At 65.2% G+C, this 21828-nt stretch carries 21 protein-coding genes and 1 tRNA gene; 7 read left to right on the top strand and 15 right to left on the bottom strand.

Annotated elements, in window-relative coordinates; genetic code table 11:
• Positions 1-11: 11 nt before the first annotated feature.
• The 3 genes from FJT57_RS07240 to FJT57_RS07230 form a co-directional block, all read right to left on the bottom strand.
• Positions 12-1556, bottom strand: coding sequence for a hypothetical protein (locus FJT57_RS07240; RefSeq protein ID WP_144903569.1), 1545 nt, complete (start codon positions 1554-1556; stop codon positions 12-14).
• Between the two features lie 168 nt (positions 1557-1724).
• Positions 1725-2792, bottom strand: coding sequence for a hypothetical protein (locus FJT57_RS07235; RefSeq protein ID WP_144903566.1), 1068 nt, complete (start codon positions 2790-2792; stop codon positions 1725-1727).
• 118 nt (positions 2793-2910) lie between these two features.
• The gene (locus FJT57_RS07230) at positions 2911-3735 is read right to left on the bottom strand and encodes a PspA/IM30 family protein (protein ID WP_144903563.1); all 825 of its coding nucleotides are present in this window, start codon (positions 3733-3735) and stop codon (positions 2911-2913) included.
• Positions 3736-3793: 58 nt separating this feature from the next.
• Between FJT57_RS07230 and FJT57_RS07225 the strand changes: the two genes are divergently transcribed.
• Positions 3794-4495 carry an alpha/beta hydrolase gene (locus FJT57_RS07225; RefSeq protein ID WP_144903560.1) on the top strand — a complete coding sequence of 234 codons (702 nt, stop codon included), beginning with the start codon at positions 3794-3796 and terminating at the stop codon, positions 4493-4495.
• On the opposite strand, the gene FJT57_RS07220 is transcribed toward FJT57_RS07225, so the two are convergent.
• The 6 genes from FJT57_RS07220 to FJT57_RS07195 all read right to left on the bottom strand — a co-directional run bounded on the left by FJT57_RS07220 (position 4474) and on the right by FJT57_RS07195 (position 10627).
• On the bottom strand, positions 4474-4902 hold the full coding sequence (locus FJT57_RS07220; protein ID WP_144903557.1) for a hypothetical protein: 429 nt from the start codon (positions 4900-4902) through the stop codon (positions 4474-4476). The genes FJT57_RS07225 and FJT57_RS07220 overlap by 22 nt on opposite strands.
• 115 nt (positions 4903-5017) lie before the next feature.
• Positions 5018-6913: a hypothetical protein gene (locus tag FJT57_RS07215; protein WP_144903555.1), complete on the bottom strand. Its 1896-nt coding sequence runs from the start codon at positions 6911-6913 to the stop codon at positions 5018-5020.
• 257 nt (positions 6914-7170) lie between these two features.
• Positions 7171-7500 carry a transcription factor S gene (locus FJT57_RS07210; RefSeq protein ID WP_144903553.1) on the bottom strand — a complete coding sequence of 110 codons (330 nt, stop codon included), beginning with the start codon at positions 7498-7500 and terminating at the stop codon, positions 7171-7173.
• A gap of 73 nt (positions 7501-7573) precedes the next feature.
• On the bottom strand, positions 7574-8077 hold the full coding sequence (locus FJT57_RS07205; protein ID WP_144903551.1) for a hypothetical protein: 504 nt from the start codon (positions 8075-8077) through the stop codon (positions 7574-7576).
• Positions 8074-8931 (bottom strand): CopG family transcriptional regulator, encoded by an 858-nt coding sequence (locus tag FJT57_RS07200; RefSeq protein ID WP_144903549.1) that lies wholly within the window; start codon positions 8929-8931, stop codon positions 8074-8076. The genes FJT57_RS07205 and FJT57_RS07200 overlap by 4 nt, the downstream gene beginning before the upstream one ends.
• Positions 8932-9268: 337 nt before the next feature.
• Positions 9269-10627, bottom strand: a complete 1359-nt coding sequence (locus FJT57_RS07195) for a putative ATP-dependent zinc protease (protein ID WP_144903547.1) — start codon at positions 10625-10627, stop codon at positions 9269-9271.
• Positions 10628-10812: 185 nt separating this feature from the next.
• Between FJT57_RS07195 and FJT57_RS07190 the strand changes: the two genes are divergently transcribed.
• The 5 genes from FJT57_RS07190 to FJT57_RS07170 all read left to right on the top strand — a co-directional run bounded on the left by FJT57_RS07190 (position 10813) and on the right by FJT57_RS07170 (position 15551).
• Complete coding sequence (locus FJT57_RS07190) at positions 10813-11829, top strand: succinylglutamate desuccinylase/aspartoacylase family protein (RefSeq protein ID WP_144903545.1); 1017 nt, start codon at positions 10813-10815, stop codon at positions 11827-11829.
• 176 nt (positions 11830-12005) lie between these two features.
• A complete protein-coding gene (gene sdhC, locus FJT57_RS07185) occupies positions 12006-12401 on the top strand; it encodes a succinate dehydrogenase, cytochrome b556 subunit (RefSeq protein ID WP_144903543.1) in 396 nt (131 codons plus the stop codon).
• Entirely contained in the window at positions 12401-12772 is a 372-nt protein-coding gene (locus FJT57_RS07180) for a succinate dehydrogenase (RefSeq protein ID WP_144903542.1), read from the top strand. The genes sdhC and FJT57_RS07180 overlap by 1 nt, the downstream gene beginning before the upstream one ends.
• A gap of 12 nt (positions 12773-12784) precedes the next feature.
• On the top strand, positions 12785-13675 hold the full coding sequence (locus tag FJT57_RS07175) for a succinate dehydrogenase/fumarate reductase iron-sulfur subunit (protein ID WP_144903541.1): 891 nt from the start codon (positions 12785-12787) through the stop codon (positions 13673-13675).
• Between the two features lie 28 nt (positions 13676-13703).
• Positions 13704-15551 carry an FAD-binding protein gene (locus tag FJT57_RS07170; protein ID WP_144903540.1) on the top strand — a complete coding sequence of 616 codons (1848 nt, stop codon included), beginning with the start codon at positions 13704-13706 and terminating at the stop codon, positions 15549-15551.
• 324 nt (positions 15552-15875) lie between these two features.
• Here the strand turns inward: FJT57_RS07170 and FJT57_RS07165 are convergent.
• From FJT57_RS07165 to cofD, 6 genes are all read right to left on the bottom strand, one after another.
• A tRNA-Leu gene (locus tag FJT57_RS07165) sits at positions 15876-15959 on the bottom strand.
• Between the two features lie 86 nt (positions 15960-16045).
• Positions 16046-16288 (bottom strand): hypothetical protein, encoded by a 243-nt coding sequence (locus FJT57_RS07160; protein WP_144903539.1) that lies wholly within the window; start codon positions 16286-16288, stop codon positions 16046-16048.
• A gap of 100 nt (positions 16289-16388) precedes the next feature.
• Entirely contained in the window at positions 16389-17102 is a 714-nt protein-coding gene (locus tag FJT57_RS07155; protein ID WP_144903538.1) for an SDR family NAD(P)-dependent oxidoreductase, read from the bottom strand.
• 46 nt (positions 17103-17148) lie between these two features.
• On the bottom strand, positions 17149-17754 hold the full coding sequence (locus FJT57_RS07150) for an NUDIX hydrolase (RefSeq protein ID WP_144903537.1): 606 nt from the start codon (positions 17752-17754) through the stop codon (positions 17149-17151).
• A gap of 63 nt (positions 17755-17817) precedes the next feature.
• On the bottom strand, positions 17818-18591 hold the full coding sequence (locus FJT57_RS07145) for a tRNA-dihydrouridine synthase (protein ID WP_144903534.1): 774 nt from the start codon (positions 18589-18591) through the stop codon (positions 17818-17820).
• Positions 18592-18640: 49 nt separating this feature from the next.
• A complete protein-coding gene (cofD, locus tag FJT57_RS07140; RefSeq protein ID WP_144903531.1) occupies positions 18641-19633 on the bottom strand; it encodes a 2-phospho-L-lactate transferase in 993 nt (330 codons plus the stop codon).
• A 276-nt stretch (positions 19634-19909) separates the two neighbouring features.
• Here cofD and dnaK point away from each other — a divergent pair, with 276 nt between their 5' ends.
• On the top strand, positions 19910-21823 hold the full coding sequence (gene dnaK / locus FJT57_RS07135; RefSeq protein WP_144903528.1) for a molecular chaperone DnaK: 1914 nt from the start codon (positions 19910-19912) through the stop codon (positions 21821-21823).
• Positions 21824-21828 lie beyond the last annotated feature (5 nt).

Raw genomic sequence — 21828 nt, 5'->3', positions numbered from 1 at the left:
CACTCCACGCTTCACCACCGGCTGAACGGCGTTCCGCTCGCCGCGCGCTCGACGTACGTCGACTGCATCTCGCGGATCGCGTCCGCCACCGACGCGCCGTCGTCGACGGCGTCGCGAACCGCGGCGCGCTTCCACGCGCTCGGCGCGGTGTGGGCGGTTTCGCGGCGCGCTTCGATCGGTCCGAGCGCCCATTCGATCGTCTCGGTCCCGACGCCGAGGTCGTCGAGCCCGCGTCGTGCGAGCGAAAACAGTTCGTCGTAGATCAGGCCCGTCGCCGTCGTCCGCTCGCCGTCGCTTGTCACCCATCGGAGCTCGGCGTCCGGGCCCTCGTCGACGGCGGCGTAGAACGACCTGCGCGCCTCCTCCCACGGGAGCGTCGCGAGCGGGTGTCCGGAGACGTCGACGCCACGGAGGACGCCGACCACGAGCGCCTGCACGCCGACGGTGTCTCTGAGCGTCGGCTGCGTCGGAAGCGGCCGGTACTCGATTCTGATCGACTCTTCGTCGCCGCCCGGGACCGGGTCGCCGTCGCTCGCCCGCGGGACCTCGCCGCCGAACACCGGGCGGACCCACCGCCAGTACGTGCCGCGCTTCGCGCCGAAGGCGTCGTATCGGCCGCTCGCCGCGTCGGTCTCGTCGTCGAGGTCGGGGGCCGCGACCAGCGTCGGATCGGCCGCGATCCGCGCGATCAGGTCGTCGACGGTCTCGACGTCGCTCGGGATGCGACACTTGTTCGATCCCTCGTCGACGGAGCGCTCGAAGATCGGAATCCGGTGTTCGTGCGGCGCGTCTCCGAGGAGGTCATCGATCCGAACGCCACCCTTTCCGAGCGCCTCGGCATACAGATCGGCGGGAAGGAACGGCGAGTTCGCCGAGAGCGAGAGCACCGGGCCCATCGTCCGCGTGGCGACGTTCAAATAGCGAGGGACGTCGGCCGGGTCCGGGATCTGGAGGTGCGGCTGCATCGACGTCGCCAGCGACTCGACGAGCATCGAGTCCGTCGATTCGAGACCGGGCAAACCGAGGTCGATTCGTCCGTCTGCGCCCGCGCGAATCACCTGGTTGAGGGCGATGTACCGCGGGACTGGTCGCATATTGTCGGGCAGAAAGACGCCGTCGACGTCCCGCCCGCCTTCGAGGTATCGACGCGTCCCCGACACTGGCGGCACCGTCCACATCGCGTCGAGGACGAACCGGCGGTCGGCTTCTCCGAGAATCCCCTGGACCGATCCGTGGACCGAACGCAGCTCCTCGAACTGCCGTCGGATTCCGGCGTCGCAGACGACGTCGGGTTCGGTGTGCAACTCGGCGTTGTGAACGCCGAGCTCGCGGCTGCAGCCGTCTGTTTCGAAGAGTCCTTCGGGCGCGTCGGCGAGTCGCCCCCGACTGTCGACGACGTAGCCTTCGAGCTCCATCCCGACCGCGAACTCCGTCGCGTCGAACGCGCCGTCGCGGACGGCCGTCTGCAGCGCCTCGGCTTCGCGTTCGACGCGACGGGCGAAGGAAGCCCGTCGGTCCGAGTCCAACGCCGCGCGGACGGTATCGATCGTGTCCATCGTTGTTCCCTATTCGAGCCGACGATTACTGATACTGTCGACTGGCTATGTCGCGAACCTCGGTCCGATCCGGTTGGGTCGGTCCACCCGGTTCGGCCGATTCAGCCAATGTGATTCACCCCGATTCAGCCAATGTGATTCGATCCGGTTCAGCCAACCCGACTCGACTCAGTCGTTTTCATCCGACTGATCGCTTTCCGTCGTTCGCAGGATGAACGGACCGATCGAGAGCGTCCGCTTCGCGACCGTGCCGATCCGGAGGACGAAGGAGAAGAGGATGGCGAACGGCGCGAGCGAGACGGCCGCGGTGAGCGCGACGATCCAGACGTAGTGGGCGATTCCGAGCGTCCATCCGGACACCGCCTGCAGCACGCCGTGAAACAGGAGGACGTTCGTCGCGACGATGAGCGCCGGAACGGCGCTGTACAGCATCGCGCGCGAGAGGTTCACGAGTTCCCACTGGAAGTAGAGCGTCTTGACGTGCTCTCTCGCCGGACCGAACAGCGTCAGCACCGAGATGATGTCGTCCAGCGCAGCCGCGACCGACGTATCCGGGTCGTCGGACCCCCGGTCCGCTGACCCCTCGTCGAACGCCGCCCGCAGCCGCCGTCCCTCGTGGATCTTCCACGAGTAGTTGAAGTTCAACGCCGCCGAGAGCACGTCGAACGTACCGAATTCCCGATCCTGGAGATCCGATTCCACAGACGACGCGTGTCGTCGCAGTTCGTCGGCGTATTCGCGCACCCGTTCGGTTTCCTCCGGAATCGTTCGGGCGACCTCCGCCCCGGCCGAATCAATAGTCGACGAAAGCGCCTCCGCCCGTTCCTCGGCCGCAACGACGAGGGTCCGAAGGAAGGCCGCGGGCGTTGCGGGCGCGACGTCGATTCCGAGTTCTCCCTCCACCTCGCGGCGGAACGACATCGCACCCTCCATCCGGTCGCGCTGATCGCCCAGCGCGCCCAACTCCTGTGAGAGGACGAGCGAGTTGATCGAGACGACGAGCGTGACGCTCGTGATCGTCGCGGTCACGAGCGCTTGAAAGAGCGTCTCCACCGGGTCGTCGACGGAGATGAGAACCCGGTTGGGAACGACGCTCGCCACGGCCAGCGTTCCGAGAAAGAACACGAGGACGATGATCACGGCGACGATCCAGCGGTTCGCTTCCAACAGGAGCCAAAGCTTCGCGCGGTTCTCCTCGCCCCGGCTTCGCATCGTGTCCTTCGGTTCGTCTCCCATATTGACGTGGATTCTCAGATGTCGTCTGCAAGTTCGATCGGCACGTAGTGAACACCGTATCCATCCGGAGACGCTCGCGATCCGTCTGGCGGGTATTCCCTCGGATTTACGACCGCGATCAGTTCTCGTCGTCTTTGAGCTCCTCTAACTCGGCTTCGACCTCCTCGTCGGAGACGTCGACGTCGGCCGTCGCGTCCGTTTCTTCGACAGCCGCTTCGGCTTCGCCGTCTGCGGCTTCGTCGGCTTCGCCGCCCATCTCCGCTTTCAGCGTCTCCAGTTCGGAATCGACTTCGGCGTTCGACCGGCCGCTCTCGAGTTCGCGGTCGATGCTGTCCTTGTCGGACATCGCGTCCTCGAACGCGCCGGTGTCGACGAGTTCGTCCATCGCCTCCGAGCGCGCCTCCATCTCGTCGGTGCGCTCCTCGGCGCGCTCGATCGCCCGCGAGACGTCGGCCATCTCGTCGCCGACGCCGGTCATCGCCTCCGAGACTCGGGAGGACGCCTCCGCGGCCTCGTAGCGTGCCTTCATCGTCTCCTTCTTGGTGCGGAACTCCTCGATCCGGTTCTGGAGTTCGTTCTTCTTCTCGACGAGATCGTCCTGCGTCGACTGGAGATTCGCGATCTGCCCCTCCAACTCCTCGATCTGATTCATCTTCGCCTGCTTCTTCTCTAAGGCCTGTCGCGCGAGGTCGTCGCGATCCTGTCTGACGGCCTCTCTAGCCTGCTCGTTGTGCTTTTCGACGTTCTCTTCGAGCCGACGTTTCTGGATCTCCAGGCGCTTCTTCTGGGTCGTCAGGTCGGCGATGCCCTGTTTGACGTCCTGCAGTTCGTCGCGCATCTGCTCGTAGGAGTAATCGAGCGTCTCCGTCGGATCCTCCGCGCGGTTGAGGAGGGCGTTCAGCTTCGAGCGGACGACGTAAGACGCGCGTGAGAGGATTCCCATACGTCTCACGTTGTGCACGGCGGAGTTAAAACCTCACGTGCCGAACTCCCGGAACCGAATGAGCGAACCGATCTTTCTCCCCGGCGGCCGCGACGCCCGCGGAACGCTCGATGAAGCGACGACGCTCGATGAAGCGACGACGTTCGACGACACGTCGAAAACAGCGGCCCGCGCGTGCGTCGTCGCCTGCCCCCCCCACCCGCAGCACCGCGGCAATCGCGGCGATCAGCGTCTCCGAGCGGTGAGCGACGCGCTCGGCGAGCGCGGTATCGACTGTCTGCGGTTCGATTACGGGCCGTGGGACGGCGGCCGGGGGGAGCGAACGGACGTCCGAAACGCGGTCGCGTGGGCCCGAGAGCGATACGACCGCGTCGCCCTCTTCGGATTCAGCTTCGGGGGCGCGCTCGCGCTTTCGGCGACCGCCACCGGCGCAGACGTCGACGCGGTGGCCGCGCTCGCTCCGCCCGCGCGCCTCGGCACGGAGCGGTCGGATCCCGACGCGCCGGACGAGGGGGGGATCGGGGGCGTCGACGTCGTCGCCGATATCGAAACACTCCCAGCCGGATTCCCCGTCCAGGTCATCTACGGCACGCGCGACGACGTCGCCCACGTCGGCCCGGTCGTCGATGTCGCTCGCGCTCGCGGGTTCGAAGTCGTCGAGTTCGCCGCGGATCACTTCTTCATCGGTCAGGGGGCGAAGGTCGCGGAGGCGGTGGTCGACTTTCTTCGCCCAATCCTTCAGGGGGAGGCCTCGCGGTAGCCCGCCGCGAGCGAGACGGCGACCGCGACGACGCCAGCGATGACCGCAAACGACCAGAAACCGGCCCACGCGGCCGCGCCGAGACTCTCAGTCACCGCGTACGTGACCGCGACGACCGCGAGGCCGCCACCGACGGGAACGAGGAACGGTAGATCGCTCCACCGGCCGCCCGCGTTGGCGTACTCGACGGCGTAGCTCCAGAGGTTGCCAACGGTGAACCGCAGGACGACGACCGCGAGGAGGCCGTAGACGACGGCTGTGACGGCTGTGAACGTGGTCAACGCGTCGAGTTCGTCGAATCCCGAGACGGTGCGCCAGATCGACCCGCCTGCACCGAACAGGAATGCGGCGACGTCGAGGAGGTACCACGGGCGGAAGCGGTCGCGGAGGGCAGATTGGAGGGACACGGCGTGGCGTTCGTTGGCCGAGGGTAATAATCTCGGGTTCCAGTGAGGGATCGAACGCATTGGAGGCGGACAATACGGCGCGGGGGCTCCAGTCGAACGCCAGCGCAGCCTCCGCTTATCGACCTTTTATCGCTACGAGCAGCGCAGCGAGTGCGAAGGGGATTCCGACCACCAGATTCGTCGTGGAGAGATCGGAGCTGACCTCGGAAACGAACTCGGAAACGGGGTCCGATTCCGGCGTCGACGCGGGAGCATCCGTCGGTGTCGACCCGAGGGCCGTCGGGATCGACTCCAGTCTGATGGACATCGTGGAAACCCTGTGGCTACCGCTTGTGTCCGTGAGGAGCAGATCGACCCGTATCGACTCGGATACGACTGGATCCGCTACGGTCCCCTCCGTGACAGTCACCTCATCAGCGGGATCAGTCGGTTCGAGCACGGTCTCTCCGTTGGGACCGTACGGCTGGAAGCGGACAGTAACGCGACCGTCGTCGTTGCCGTCGGTGGCGACGGCCTCGACGGTTGTTTCACCGGCGTCGATTGCCAGCGTGACCGACGCGGGACCCGGCTGTTCTCCGGGCGAGAGGTTGATGGCAAACTCAAACGCTTCGCTCGCGTCGCCGCTGAGATCAGTCGTCTCGTCGGCGAATTTCGGCGGGGGACCGAACGCGCTGGCGTTCGGTTGCGGCGGGTTCTGTGACGTCAGCACATAGGGGTCGAGCCACGAAGCGGTCTCTTCGTCCGCGAGATCGACGATTATCTCGCGGAAATCCGTATAGGTGAGCGCCCCGTACCGCTCGTCGTATTGGTTGACCCGTCGCATCACGTCGTGAATCGTCGCCTCGCCGTCTGTCGCCTCCCGGAGTTTCGCGTCCAAGGCGAACAGCAGCCGCGAGCCTTTCTGGTAGTCGGTCTTGTGGCCCCACGTGCTCGGTTCGGCTAAGGTGCTGTTGTTGTGGTGACCTCCCCGTGGCCACCTGCCGTCCGGATCGGTTCGTTCTAGCAGTTTCGCACGTTTGATCCTGAGTTCACCATCGGCTACTTGGAAATCCTTTCCGTAGTACGTGGCACTGGCCTCGGTAAACCACGCTATCTTCTTTCCGAACGTCGCTCCTTCGTTGATGTGTGCGGTCTCGTGGACGTAGATTCCGAGGGGGGATCCCGCGTGGACTACCGCGGTCGATCCGCTCGCACCTCCGGCTGCGATCTGCCCCTCGAGGACGAAGAGATAGACGTCTCGGTGCGGATCTCCCTCGATGGTGTGATCAGTCGCTGCGGCCGCTGTGATCGCTTCTTCCGGCGACACGGCCATATCGACCTCATTAGGCACGAACAGTGTGATGTTCTTGCCATCCGCGGTCTCGGTGTACGTGCTGTATTCGCCGAGTATCACCTCTCCGGCCACGTACCTGCCTTCGTCAGATACCCGGACGCTCGTGTCCAAGTGGAAGCCGACGGGTTGGTTATACACGGCGTCGACGTGGCCGTCCTTGGGTGAATCCCCGCGTTGAATTGAGCCATATACCCGCGGCGTATCGACGCGGTGCATACCGCCGTTTGTGTCGTTAGGAAGCATGTGTTCGACTGTGATCGAGGGCGCTGTCGTCTCCGTGTCCCACGATAACTGTTGGCCGTCCTCGAACCCGGTCGTCGCGACCACGGAGTACCCGTCGTCCGGTGAGATACTTTCGACATCGAACAGCGTGGTATCGCCCGGGAGGTCGAACGTATACGTGAACTGCACTCCGTCGGTGCCGTTGAGGCGTTCGATTTCGATCGTGGTGGGAACCACTCTCTCCTCGGCAACCGCGGCAGATACCTGTGGCTGCCGTGGCTCGATCCCGCTGCCGGTTACGGCCTCGAAGCTGTCAGTGTTGGACCCGATCGCGGTATCGGCAGAGGCGGCGGTGGCTGGTCCGGATGCGCCAGCGACGACGGGAGACAGCGTCATCGTCGCGAGTGCGAGACAGATTCCGACGACAACCACGCTGGATCGATACGACCGACTCATACGGATGAGTAATCAGTTGAGGAGTCGTCTAGTATCGACGTGACGATCATATTCTCAGTGTTTTCGCTCAAGCTTCGTCTCCAGTACCTCTTCGTCTTCGGTTCTTCAAAATAAATTATTGGGTCTCCGTCATGTCTGTGACTGACCGCATCTCCGGTCGCACGGCAGCGTTCGATCGAGTGAGAGAACGTGTGCAAACGCGACGCTTCTTGCCCAGATACGTCTCAGACTCTGTGCGGTGCGACAGAGTCGTCCCCCTAGTTATACCCTCGCCACCGATGGCCGCACTCGGTACACTTGAAGAACCGAGTCGGCGGCTCGTCGGCCGAGCCGGTCTGCTTGATCGTGTACCACGCTTTCTGTGTCCCACACTCGTCGCAGACGACGTCAGTCGCCGTCGGTTTCCCCTCGAAGTTGGCGTCTTCGGTCGTCTCGATCACGTCGTCGTCGCTCTGTTCCTCCGTCGAGACGAACTGCGCGGCCAGTTCCTCGTCCTGTTCGGCCTCCGTACCGCAGTCGTCGTTGGTGCAGACCATCGTTCCGTCGCGTGAGACCATCATCGTTCCGCAGTCGTCGCAAAACTGCATATCCCGTCACTACTCGCCGCGGACAGAAGTGTCTCTCGGGCGCGGTCGCGATCGTCTCGTCCGGGCGGTGGTCTCATTCGTCGACGATCGGACAGTTTCGCACGCGGAAGTGCTCGCTGTCGACGACCTCGACGATCTCGGTCCCCTCGTGGGTGCACCCGAACTCCGGCGGATCGGCGAAGTGTGGGCACTTCTGGCAGAACGCCTCCTTCTCGACGACGTGTTCGCGGGCTCCCGTCTCGGCCTCCCCGTCCAGCGGGGTCGCCGCGTCGGGCGCGAGTTCGCCGGGAGCCTGCGTCTCTGCGTCATCCTCTCCAGCCAGCGACTCCCAGAGCGCCTCGGTGTCGATCTCCGGGGCCGACATCTCCTCGAAGGGGTCGCCGTTACCGCCCGTTTCCTGGGGCGTATCGCCGCGTTTGCTCTCCGATTCGGAACGAGGGGTGCGCCGCGCCGTCACGTCGCGGGCGAGTTCCGAGAGCGGGGCCTCCGCCTCGCGTTGCGTCTCGGAGTCACGGTACGACTCCGCGCCGTTGTCTGGCTTCTCGTCGGAATCGTGACCGTCGTCCTCGGCTGTCACTTCGAATCCGCTCCGTTACCGAATCGGAACCCGCCGTCTTCGGCGCTATCTCCGGTACCGTCGTCTGGTTTCGACTCCACGCCTTGGGTCGGCATCTCGGTCGAAGCTGTCTCATCGCTCGCTTCGAGCGCGGGTCGGTCGCCGATCAGCAAGCGATGCGAACCGAAAAAGCCCCGCTTCGGCTCGACGCCGTCGATCGGCGCGTCACAGTGCGGACAGCGCGGACTGTCGAGCAGGCCGAGGTGAACCGACTCCTCGCAGGCTCCGCAGACGGCCTCGACGACGCCGTGGCGGTTCGCTTCGCTGCGGATCTCCGCGGCCGCCGTGCGTTCGTCGATCACCCGTTCGAGTGCCCCGACGCGGCGGCGGAGGTCGACGGTGGCCTCGCCGACGCGGTCGAGCTTCGAGTCGTGTTCGTCCGTGGTTTCCGCGAGATATTCGAGAATCGATTCGTAGTTCTCGAACCCGGCCTCCATCCGGCGCTCGATATCGGGGTGACCGTGTTCACGGGGCGCTTTGACGTCGGTCTCGCGTTTGACCTGAATAACGCGCTGCCGGATGTCCGCCACTTTCTCGTCGAGGTTCTCTTCGACGGCGGCGACGCGGGTGGTGACGTCGCGTACCTGTTCTTCCAGTTCCTCCAGTTCCTCTACGGCCGATTCAGAGGCGCTGGACGCCCCGTCGATCCCTCTCAGCGGGGCGATATCGATCGATCCGTCCTCGGACTCCGATGTCCGGTGAGCGTCCACCAACCGGCGAAGGAACTCCTCGCGGGTGAGCCCCTCCGCTGCCGCCCGGTCGGCAACCCACGATTCGAGCTCGTCCGGTAGCCCGTCGACGCGCTCGGTACCCATCTAGACGTAGGTGGTTGTGGAATACTTAAATTACTGCCGGGCGAGTCAACGCCGCTTCGCGCCGTTGGTCGTCAACAGTGTCAAGTAGACCGTACTCGCCGTGACTGCCGCCGAGCAGATGTTTATCACCGTCAACAACTTTGGACGGACGTTTATCACAGATGACGCGGGCAGGCGGGGTATGCGGTGAGCAGTATCCCGCGTCGGGCCGCGGTTGTCCGACACGTCGGCGCGGGAGCGGACGTGTCGGCTGTTCGTCCCCGATGCAGCCGCAGCACTAGCTGTGCCCTCAGCGGCCGACGCGGCCACCGAGTGCCTGTCGCACTCCTCGCCCGAGCTACTCCAGGTACTCCTCTTCGCGCTCGGTGTCGTCGCGGCCGCCATCGTCGGAGCGGCGGTTCACGTCGACCTGGTAGTGCTTGAGGATGTCGCGCCCGAGGAGCAGCGGGTAGTCCATGTGCGATCGGTCCTCGACACTCGCGGTGACGGTGTGTTGGGTTCCGCCGATGCCGATCACGAGATCGACGACGGGACGCGCCTTGCCGGTCTTCAGGGAGCCGGATTTGACGCGCGTCATACTCTTGATCGGACCGGCACCGATCTCGGCCGCAAGCGACGTGTCGATGCTCGTTCGCGTCGCGCCCGTGTCGGACTTCGCACTGGCCTGCGTCGAGCCGCTGGTCCCGGAGACGACGACCTCCTCGATGTAGCCGATCGTCGGTCTGTCGCCGACGGGGCCTGTGTCGATCCGCGGCATCCCCGCCGGACGGGAATCGTCGAGCGTCGCCGATAGCCCCTCGACCCGCGTGTCGTCGACCTCGCCGCCGCCCCGTTCGATCGCCAGCTTGGCGATGTACGGCGCGGGACTGAGACCGGTTGCCTTGTGGAGGCCTTTGAACCCGGCGGTCGGGTTGACTTCGAGGACGAACCAGCCGTCCTCGCCCTCAATGAGGTCGACGCCGACGTAGTCGAGTTCCATCACTTCGGCCGCGTAGAGCGCCGTCTCCCTCGCTTCCGTCGGCATATCGTCGGTCGCATCGACTACGTCGCCGCCGAGCGCGACGTTGGTCCGCCACTCGCCCTCCGGGGCGTAGCGGTACATCGCCCCGATGACCTCGCCGTCGACGACGTAGACGCGCAGGTCGCGGTGTTTCTCCTCGTCGCGGTCGATGAGGTCCTGCAGGAACGCCTGTCGACTACCCACCTTCGGATTCACGGGCTCCGTGAGGTCTACCTTCCACGTCCCGCCGCCGTGGGTCCCGATCGCGGACTTGTAGACTCCGACCTCGCCGAATCGGTCCCGACCTTGATTCAACCGATCGTTCGAGAGTGCTAACAGCGCGTCCGGGACCTTGATGTTCCAGTTCGCCAGCGTCGCCGCCGTGGCGAACTTGTGGATCGCGGTGAGCACCGACGCCGGTTCGTTCAGCATCGGCCGGATCCGCTCGAACGTCGTCGCCAAGCCGAGTAACTCGGCGGGTTCTTCGGTGTTCGAGAGCAGCAGTCGGTTGGCGATGATGTCTACTTCGGGTTCGACCGCGACGTCGCCGTCTTCGACGCTGATTGCGGTGTTCTCTCGCCGCAACCACACGCCCTCGTGGCCGAGGTCGTCGACAGCGTTGAGGATGGCCTTTGTCTCCTTGCTGTTGTGTAATGAAAGGACGCCAACGCGAACCGGATCGCCGTCAGTAGACATAATGAGCCGTACTCAAGCAGAGAATAAAAGGAATGCCGATTGATGACTCTCTCGCCCGATGTGAGCGTATCTCATTCGGCTCGCGAGCGGATCGATACGCCGGCGATCGGTTTCGTCCCGAGCACCGTACCCTTACCCGTCGCATCGTTGCGAGCGTTTATCCCGTCGGCTGTCCGATGGCGCGTATGAGCACCGACGGGACCTTCACGTACAACGGCGGGAAGGTCGATCCCGGAGAGCGACAGAACCTCCGATACGGAATCAGCGAGACGTATCTCGGCGATCCGGTCCGCATCCCGGTCACCATTATCAACGGCGAGCAGCCGGGGCCGACGGTGTTTCTCTCGGCGGCGGCGCACGGCGACGAACTCAACGGCATCGAGGTCGTTCGCGAGGTCGCACACGAGTGGGACCTCTCCGACCTCGCGGGGACGCTCGTCTGTCTGCCGGTCCTGAACGTCCCCGGGTTTCTGGCCCAACAGCGCTACCTGCCGATATACGATCGCGACCTGAACCGCTCGTTCCCCGGACGAGAGGACTCCACGAGTGCCAAGCGGATGGCGGCCCGAATCTTCGACAACTTCGTCGCGCCGTGCGACTTCGGAATCGACTTCCACACCTCGACGCGCGGGCGGACGAATATGCTCCACGTCCGGGCGGACATGTCCAACGACGCGGTCGCACGACTCGCGAAGGCGTACGGCTCGAACGTGATCATCGACAGCGAGGGCAGCGACGGCGTCCTCCGGACGGAGGCGACGCGGGTGGGAATTCCGACCGTGACCGTCGAAATGGGAGAGGCGCACCGGTTCCAACGCGGTCTCATCGACGACGCGCTCGCGGGCGTTAAAAGCGTGTTCTCCGAATACGAACTGCTCGAAACGTCGGCGGTGCGCTGGCCCGGTTGGCGAACCGTCATCGACGACGAGAACGAGAAGACGTGGATCCGTGCCGACGCGGGCGGCATCGTCGATATGCACCCCGAGCGCGGTTCACTCGTTCGCGAGGGCGAGCGAATCTGCACGCTCACGAACCCGTTCAAAGACGACAACGTCGCCGTCGATGCCCCCTTTACGGGGCTGCTCGTCGGCATCCTGGAGAACCCGGTCGTCTACCCCGGCAACCCGCTCTGTCACCTCGTCGAACTCGAACCGAAGGTCAGACGGGTCGTCGAGCGCGAACAGGCGGACCGAACCACGTAGCGGCCACCCGCGTGTAGTGGTCTCGGCCGTTCTACTCGTCGGTTCTCATCACGCGGTCGCTGCCGGTTCCGATTGCGAATGCACTGATCCCGACGCTGTCGTGGTCTTTCTCCCGTGGCTCCGCCCGACCGCACACGTAAGTTCTATAGTGGGTCCGACCCGAGACTCACGAGAGTATGAGTCAGTCTTACAATCGGGGCCTCATCGAGGACTTCGGCCGCTGGCGGGAGTTCTCAGCGGGGATGTGGGCCTGGGTGTTCCACAAGTTCACGGGGTGGGTGCTCGTGGGGTACCTGTTCACCCACATCGCCGTCCTCTCGACGGCGCTACAGAGCCCGGAGGCGTACACGACGACGATCCAGTCGTTGGAGAGTCTGTTGGTCGTGCGCATCCTGGAGGTCGGGCTCCTGTCGGTGGCCGTCTTCCACATTCTCAACGGGGTTCGGCTGCTGTTCATCGATCTCGGTGTCGGACTCGAATCGCAGGACAAGAGCTTCTACGCGTCGCTCGTTCTGACGGGGGCGATCGCCATCGCGAGCGTACCGACGTTCCTCGCGGGGGTGTTCGGCTGATGGCCGAGCGTTACTCCTCCTTCGAGTCCGGCGGCCGCCTGTGGCTCTGGCAGCGCATCACGGCCGCCTTCTTGGTCGTCGTGCTCGCGTTCCACTTTTTCCTGCTTCACTTCGTGAACCACGCCGACGAGGTCACGTTCGCGATGTCGCAGGCGCGGATGCAGGAGCTGACGTACTTTTCGCTTATGATTTTGTTCCTCCTCGCCGCAACGTTCCACGGGGTCAACGGCGTCTACAACGCCCTCATCAACCAGGGCTTGACGGGAACCCGCAAGACCGCCGTGAAGCTGACCCTCGCCGTCGCGAGCGCAGTGGTGATCGTCCAGGGCGTCAGAACCGCACTCGCGTGGGCCGGAGGCGTCCCACTCTAATCGACTCCACAGATGAGTACACAAGTTCCGGATCAGACCGACGACGAATCGTCCGCCAGCGAGGCCGAAACGGCCCCCGCCGCCCAACAGCGCCGGATGGAGAAGAAGCGCCAGCGCGCCGCGGAGGCCGAGGAGACGCGACAGACAGAGGAGGCCGAAGCCGCCCTCGCCGAGACGGAGACGTACCACCTGAAGGTGTTCCGGTACGATCCCGAGATCGAGGGGAAGAAAGAGCCGCGCTTCGACGACTTCCACGTCCCCTACCACAAGGGAATGACTGTCCTCGACGCGCTGATGTACGCTCGCGACACGTACGATTCGAGCCTCACGTTCCGGCACTCCTGCCGACAGGCGATCTGCGGGTCGGACGCGATGTTCGTCAACGGCAGACAGCGACTCTGCTGTAAGACCCAGCTGTCGGACCTCGAGGAACCGGTTCGCATCGAACCGCTTCCGCACCAGGAAGTCGTCAAGGACCTCGTCGTGGATATGGAGCACTTTTACGACCAGATGGAGGCGGTCGAGCCGTACTTCCAGACGAACGACCTCCCGGAGGGCGAACTCGAAGAGCAGCGCCAGTCGCGGGAGAACCGCGAGAAGGTGAAGATGTCGACGCGGTGTATCTGGTGCGGCGCGTGTATGTCCTCCTGTAACATCGCCGCGGGCGACAATCAGTACCTCGGCCCCGCCGCCATCAACAAGGCGTACCGGTTCACGATGGACGAGCGCGAGGGCGAGGACATGAAGCAGCACCGCCTCGAGATCCTCGAACAGGAACACGGCGTCTGGCGGTGTCAGACGCAGTTCTCCTGTACGAACGTCTGTCCGAAGGACATCCCGCTGACCGAGCACATTCAGGAACTGAAGCGCGAGGCGGTCAAGAGCAACCTGAAATTCTGGTAATTCGGATATAACGACACGATTCAACAATATGTACGAACACGACGTCATCGTGGTGGGCGCGGGAGGGGCAGGCCTTCGCGCGGCCATCGCGGCACAAGAAGAGGGAGCCGACGTGGCGATCGTCTCGAAGCTGCACCCGGTGCGAAGCCACACGGGCGCGGCCGAGGGCGGCATCAACGCGGCGCTCCGCGAGGGAGACTCCTGGCAGGACCACGCTTACGACACGATGAAGGGGTCGGACTACCTCGGCGACGCCCCGGCCATCGAGACGCTCGCACAGGACAGCCCCGAAGAGGTCATCCAACTCGAACACTGGGGAATGGCGTTCTCCAGAGAGGAGGACGGCCGCGTCAGCCAGCGACCGTTCGGCGGCCTCTCGTTCCCGCGAACGACCTACGCGGGCGCGGAAACCGGCCACCAACTCCTGCACACGATGTACGAACAGCTCGTCAAACGCGGCATCGAGGTCTACGACGAGTGGTACGTCCTCGACCTCGCTGTCAGCGACGAGGACGCCCCCGAAGACCGGAGCTGCCACGGCGTCGTCGGCTACGATATCCAGTCGGGCAACATCGAGGGGTTCCGCGCCCGCGACGGCGTGATCCTCGCGACCGGCGGGCCCGGACAGGTGTACGATCACACCACCAACGCGGTGTCGAACACCGGCGACGGGGTCGCGATGGCCTACCGGGCGGGCGTTCCGATGGAGGACATGGAGTTCATCCAGTTCCACCCCACGACGCTCCCGTCGACGGGCGTGCTCATCTCCGAGGGCGTCCGCGGCGAAGGTGGCATTCTCTACAACGGCGAGGGCGAGCGCTTCATGTTCGAGTACGGGTACGCGAGCAACGACGGCGAACTCGCCTCCCGCGACGTCGTCGCCCGCGCGGAACTGAGCGAAGTGAACGCGGGTCGCGGCATCGAAGACGAGTACGTCCATCTCGATATGCGTCACCTCGGCGAGGAGCGCATCATCGACCGCCTCGAAAACATCCTTCACCTCGCGGAGGACTTCGAGGGTGTCGACGCCCTCGAAGAGCCGATGCCCGTCAAACCCGGCCAGCACTACGCGATGGGCGGAATCGAGACCGACGAGAACGGTGAGACGTGCGTGGCAGGTCTCTACGCGGCGGGCGAGTGCGCCTGTGCCTCGGTCCACGGCTCGAACCGCCTCGGCGGCAACGCGCTGCCCGAACTCATCGTCTTCGGCGCGCGCGCTGGCTCCCACGCCGCCGGTCGAGACCTCGGCGAGGCCGAGATCCCGACCGGCAAGCGCGGCGAGTGGGAGGCGGGCGACGTCGAAACGCCCGTCGAACCCGGGGCCGTCGAACCGGAGGTCGAGGCCGACACCTCCGGCGACGCCGTCGCAGACGGCGGCTCCGGACTCGACCCCGACGGGTTCGTCGAACGCGCGGCCGAGCGCGCGACCGAGCGCGTCGAAGCCCTGCTCGCGAACGAGGACGGCCGGAACCACGCGGAGATCCGCGCCGACGTCCAGCAGTCGATGACCGAGAACGTCAACGTCTTCCGCGAGAAGGCGGGCCTCGAACAGGCGCTTCGCGACATCCGCGCGGCCCGGGAAGCGTACCGGGACGTCGGCGTCGCCGATCAGTCGCGGACGTTCAACACCGACCTTCTTCAGACGATCGAGACGCGGAACATCATCGACCTCGCGGAAGCGATCACGCTCGGCGCGCTCGTTCGCAAGGAGTTCCGCGGCGCGCACTGGCGCAAGGAACACCAGGAGCGCGACGACGAGAACTGGCTGAAGCACACGCTGCTGTCGTGGAACGACGGCTCGCCAGAACTGTGGTTCAAGCCGGTGCTGCTGGAAGGCGAAGACAAGCGCTACGAACCGAAGATCCGAAGCTACTGAGCCGTTCCGTCTGTTTCGATTTTCACCGAACTGGTCAGAAGCGCAGGGTCAGCACTGTTACTCGTCCGATACACGGCCCTCACTCTCGTTCGGGCACGATGATGCGAGGGGAGGGATGTTGAACCGAAGCCAGACGTGCTCGCTCACTTCGTTCGCTCCGCGCGACTGGCAGGGCTCAAATCCCTATCCAACAAATAGCGCTCGCTGTCGCTCGCGCAATTATGTGCGAGGGGAGGGATGTTGAACCACGGTCGCAGCGAACCTGCTCCCTGATTCAAATCTCTCGTCCGATACACGGCCCTCACTGTCGTTCGGGCACGATGATGCGAGGGGAGGGATTTGAACCCACGGACTCCTACGAGAGCGGATCTTGAGTCCGCCGCCTTTTCCAAACTCAGCCACCCTCGCGCACTCCGTGCTTCGATTTCGGGTAGGTTTAAGGCTCCGGTTTTTCGTCGTCGGGTCGGCTGATCGGTCACCGGTTGCCGACTACGCTATTCGAGCCGTTTGCGGAGTCGAGACGGCACTTCGAGGGCAATCGCCGCTACGATCGCGGGGCCGAACACGGCGAGAAGCAGGAGCGAAACCCCCCCGCCGACGACTGCGAACCCGATCGCAGCGAGCAGTAACGTCGCGATCGCGACGGCGATCAGTCCACGCGCGACGACGTCGACGACGCCCGCAGCGTAGTCGACGAGCGCCCCCGGGAGTTCGCGAACTGACGGCTCCTCAGGCATATTCGTTCCAACGCGGACCGGACTCAAAGCGTTGTCCCTCCTGAATCGAGTCTCGTCGTCAGACAGTACCACCACTCGGTCGACTCATCACTCAGTCGACTCACCACTCGATCGGCGCTCGATCGCGCCAGAATCGCCCGGCGGGCGATTCCGGTCGGAATCGACAGAGCCACGTCGGCGTCTCCGCGCCCTCCTCAACCGACCGACGGGCGTCCTCGCCACCCATATCCGTTCGAACCCAGCCGGGGCACACGGAGTTCGCTAGCAACCCCTGATCGGCGTACTCGCCGTGGAGATACGCCGTGAGTCCGTTCAGTCCTGTTTTCGAGACTCGATAGGCTGGCGACCCGCCGGACTGTCCCTCGCCGAGCGCGCCCATCCCCGAGGAGACGTTGACGACGCGGCCGCCGTCGGTTTGGAGCAACAGGGGAACCGTGTGCTTGCAGACGAGCATCGGCCCGCGGAGGTTCGTCGCGAGCGTGCGGTCGATCGTCTCCACCGACTCGGAGACGATGTCGCTGTCGAAGTCGCCGATCCCGGCGTTGTTGACGACGATATCGAGCCGACCCGCCGACTGGAAAATCTCGTCGGCCGCATCGGAGATCTCGCCCTCCTGAGTGACGTCGACGAGGAGGTGCTCCCACTCGTCGGGGACGTCGTGGCGGACCGATCGCGTGGCCGCGAAGACGGTCGCCCCGAGTTCCTGGAGATTCGTCGCGATCTGTCGGCCGAGGCCGCGATTGGCCCCGGTGACCAGTGCGACCTGGCCGTCGAGCGAGTCGTACAGCTCCGGCTCCGGCGTCGAATCGGTCATCGGTTACGCAATCGCGAGGGAGCTAAAAGGGGATTGCGTCTCGTTCCTATTCGTCGAAGTCGCGACGCATCGCGATCTCGAACCACGGACAGAGTCGAAGCTGTCGATACCACTCGGGGTGCTCGTGGAGACGTTCGTAGTCCGCCCACAGCAGTCCCGCGATCTCCTCCTCGTCGGGATCGAGTGACGTGTCCTCGAGCGTCACTTTCAGCACCGCACAGACCTCCCACTCCAGGCCCGCGTTCTCGTAGTAACGCTTGTACTCGAACTTGTCCGTCACCCGGAGGTCACTGTACTGATCGGGCGTGACGCCCAGTTCCTCTTCGAGCCGCTGCTTCGTCGCGTCGGTCTGCGACTGTCCGGCGACGGGGTGAGAGGCGACCGTCCCGTCCCAGTGGGTGTCCCAGAGGCGCTTTCCGGGCGCGCGCTGTCCGAGCAGGATGCGACCCTCCTCGTCGAAGACGAGGCAGGTGAACGCGCGGTGACGGATGCCGTCGCCGGTGTGGGCATCGAGCCGGTTGACGAGTCCGGTCCGGTTGTCGTCGGGATCGACGGCGATCACGTCTTGGAGGGCGTTCTCGTGGACGTCGGCGGCGTCGCTCTCGCCGGACTCGCCCCCGATGGAAGCGTCCTCGCGCTGATTTGCGCTCATATCCGCACTCTCGGAGAGCGAGAACAAGGAGTCTTCGATGCGTCCCGACGGTGGTGTCGAACCTCAGTCGCGGTTGCTCGCCCGCCGTGGGTCCCCGCCGCCGTCCGCGAACCACGCGTCGACCGCGCGGCGCACGCGCCGCCTGATTCGGGGCTCCGTGCTCGGACGGCCGATGCTCACCGCGTCGGCCCCGTAACGGAGGTATTCGCGGACCGATTCGGGGCCTCGAACCCCGTTGTTGGCGACGACGAACAGTCCCGGTGCGGCGGCGGCGACGTCCGCGACCGCCGATTCGGTGTCCATCGCGTCGACGTGGATCACGTCCGCGCCAGCCGCCTCGATCGCGCGGGCGGTCTCCGCGAGATCGACTCCCGAAACCTCGGTGCGGACCTTCACGCTCACGTCCGCGCCCGCGTCGCTCGCGACCGCGACGTACTCACAGAGGCGATCGGTGTCGCGGAGGAGCGACTCCCCGCAGCCGACGTCGCACATCTCGGCCTGTCGGCAGTGGGCGTTGATCTCGACGATCGCGTCGCGGTCGGCGCACACCCCGGCGACTGCCGAGACGGGATCGAGCGTCGCGCTCCGGACGTTGACGCCCGGGTGGACGGGCGCGTCCGAGAGCGCGTCGAGTTCGCGTCCGACGAACGCGAGCGGGTCTCGGGGGAGGAACTCCGTTCGGTCGCGGGCGACCATCTCCCGGGCGGCGTCGCGCGTCGCCTCGTCGAGCGCCACGCCCCCGAGGAACGCCGCCCCGGCGTGGTCGCTGCCCGCCCGTGCCCAGTCCGCATCGGATTCGCCGCTGAGACTGGCGAGCGCGACTCGCGGCTCGAACATCAGGACACCCCCGCAGACGCGGCTCGCTCGCGATTTCGGAGCAGCGCCATCACGATACCTCTGCGAGCGCTCGCGCCACAGCGCGCGCGACGCGCGCCGCGTCGTCCACGCCGTTGATCTTCGTGTCTGTTCGAACCACCGGCCGGTCGAGAGCCGTCCCGTCGTCGCTGTCGAGGACGAACGCGTCCGCGAAGGGGTACGCGTCGGCGACGCCCGCGGTCGAGGGGTCGTACCCGACGCCCGCCATCAGCTCCGCCGCGGGGCCGGAGAACACCTCGTTCTCGACGAACGGGGAGACGGCGACGACCGGCGCCTCCTCCAGCGCGTCGGCGACGGCGTCCATCGCGAGCATCGGACCGAGGCTCGTGACGGGGTTCGACGGGCCGATGACGACGGGGTCCGCGAGCGCGTCGCGGACCGCAGGGGTGGGTTCGGCCCGGTCCGCGCCGCGGAACTCGACGTCTCGCACGTCAGGGTCCGCGCGGCGGTGCACCCAGTACTCCTGGAAGTGCATCGGTCCCTCGGGCGTGTGGACGATCGTCGCCACCGGATCGTCGCTCATCGGTAGCAGTTCGACGTCGAGCCCGTACGCGTCGGCGAGTAGGCGGGTCACGTCAGTCAGCGAACGGCCCTCGTCGAGGAGCGACGTCCGAGTGAGGTGAACGGCCCGGTCGCGGTCGCCGATCCGCATAAACTCGGCCACGCCCGAAAACCGCCGCCAGCGCGCGATGTCGCGACCGGAAGTCTGCGCGTCGTCCGAGAGGTACCGCGGTCCCGACTCCAGTCCGGCCGCGTCGGCCAGCCGGTGGAGTTCCTCGTACGTCGCCGTCGTATCGCCGTCGATCCCCCACCACGTCTCGGTGTCGAGGACGCCGCCGCCGTGAAAGAGGACGGTGTCGACGTCCGGACACACCAGCAGTCCGCCGAGTTCGACGTCGTCGCCGGTGTTCGCGACGACGGTCGTCTCCGTCGGATCGAACACTCGGTCCGCGCCGTCGAGGACCTTCGGAGTCCCGGTCCCCCCGGCGAGAAACGTAACCATATCTCGAAGTTGCGCGTGCGACGGTTTCAACTATCGGGTCGAACCCGTCCGCGGACATCGAATCGACCTGTCCACAAACATCGAATCGACCCGTCGATCAACACCGGATTGATCTCGTCGACGACCCAGCCGACTTGATCTGCGCTTCGATATAAATGCTCCTACCTGCTAATTCGTCGCACGAACGAATCGCATCACAGCGACGACGTCACTCACAGGCGATGTTGTCCTCGTCTAGTAACCTTTAACCGATTTAGACCAGTAGTTCCGCCCAAGATGGCGAGCAACAAGATCCTCGGTATCGACCTCGGCACCACGAACAGCGCGTTCGCGGTGATGGAGGGTGGAGACCCGGAGATCATCGTGAACTCCGAAGGTGACCGCACCACTCCCTCCGTGGTGGCGTTTACCGACGACGAGGAGCGACTCGTGGGGAAGCCCGCGAAGAACCAGGCGATTCAGAACCCAGATAAGACGATCCGCTCGATCAAGCGGCACATGGGCGAGGACGACTACTCCGTCCAGATCGACGACGAGGAGTACACGCCCGAACAGATCTCGGCGATGATCCTCCAGAAGATCAAGCGCGACGCCGAGGACTACCTCGGCGACGAGATCGAGAAGGCGGTCATCACGGTCCCCGCCTACTTCAACGACCGCCAGCGTCAGGCGACGAAGGACGCGGGCGAGATCGCCGGGTTCGAGGTCGAGCGCATCGTCAACGAGCCGACCGCGGCGTCGATGGCCTACGGCCTCGACGACGACTCTAATCAGACGATTCTCGTGTACGACCTCGGGGGCGGCACCTTCGACGTGAGCGTGCTCGATCTCGGTGGCGGCGTCTACGAGGTTGTCGCCACGAACGGGGACAACGACCTCGGCGGCGACGACTGGGACGAGGCCGTCATCGACTGGCTCGCCGAGGAGTTCCAGAACGATCACAACATCGATCTCCGCGAGGACCGGCAGGCGCTCCAGCGGTTGAAGGACGCCGCCGAGGAGGCCAAGATCGAACTCAGTAGTAGGAAAGAGACGACGATCAACCTCCCCTTCATCACGGCGACTGACACCGGTCCGGTCCACCTCGAAGAGACGCTCACACGGGCGAAGTTCGAGTCGCTCACCGAGGACCTGATCGAGCGCACCGTCGGCCCGACGGAGCAGGCGCTCTCGGACGCCGGGTACGACAAGGATGACATCGACGAGGTCATCCTCGTCGGCGGTTCGACGCGGATGCCGCAGGTCCACGAGGCGGTCGAAGAGATGCTCGGCACCGAGCCGAAGAAGAACGTCAACCCCGACGAGGCCGTCGCGCTCGGCGCGGCGATCCAGGGCGGCGTCCTCGGCGGCGAGGTCGACGACATCGTCCTCCTCGACGTCACGCCGCTGAGCCTCGGGATCGAGGTGAAAGGCGGTCTCTTCGAGCGCCTCATCGAGAAGAACACGACGATTCCCACGGAGGAATCGAAGATCTTCACGACCGCCGCGGCCAACCAGACGTCCGTGAACGTCCGCGTCTTCCAGGGCGAACGCGAGATCGCCGCGGAAAACGAACTGCTCGGCGAATTCCAACTGACGGGCATTCCGCCCGCCCCGGCCGGAACGCCGCAGATCGAGGTGTCGTTCAACATCGACGAGAACGGTATCGTGAACGTCGAGGCCGAGGACAAAGGCTCCGGCAATGCCGAGTCGATCACCATCGAGGGCGGCGCGGGCCTCTCCGACGAGGAGATCGAGCAGATGCAGGAGGAGGCGGAGGCGCACGCCGAAGAGGACAAGCAGCGTCGCGAGCGCATCGAGGCCCGCAACGAGGCCGAGAGCACGATCCAGCGCGCCGAAACGCTGCTGGAAGAGAACGAGGAGGACGTCGACGACGACCTCCGCGAGTCGATCGAGGAGAAGATCGCGAGCGTTCAGGAGACGCTCGAAGACGACGACGCGACGAAGGAGGAACTCGAAGACGCCACCGAGGCGCTGACGACCGAACTGCAGGAGATCGGCAAGCAGATGTACGAAGCCCAGCAGGCCGCCGGTGGCGCGGGTGCGGGTCCGGGCGGCGCTGGACCGGACGCGGCGGGCGCAGGCCCCGGCGGAATGGGTGATATGGGCGGTGCGGCCGCCGACGGCGACGAATACGTCGACGCCGACTTCGAAGACGTCGACGACGACGACGAAAGCGCCGAGCAATAGGCCCC

Source organism: Halobellus captivus (assembly GCF_007655485.1).
GTDB lineage: Archaea > Halobacteriota > Halobacteria > Halobacteriales > Haloferacaceae > Haloquadratum > Haloquadratum captivum.
Note: the sequence above shows the minus strand (reverse complement) of the source record. Positions and strands in the feature narration are given on the sequence as shown.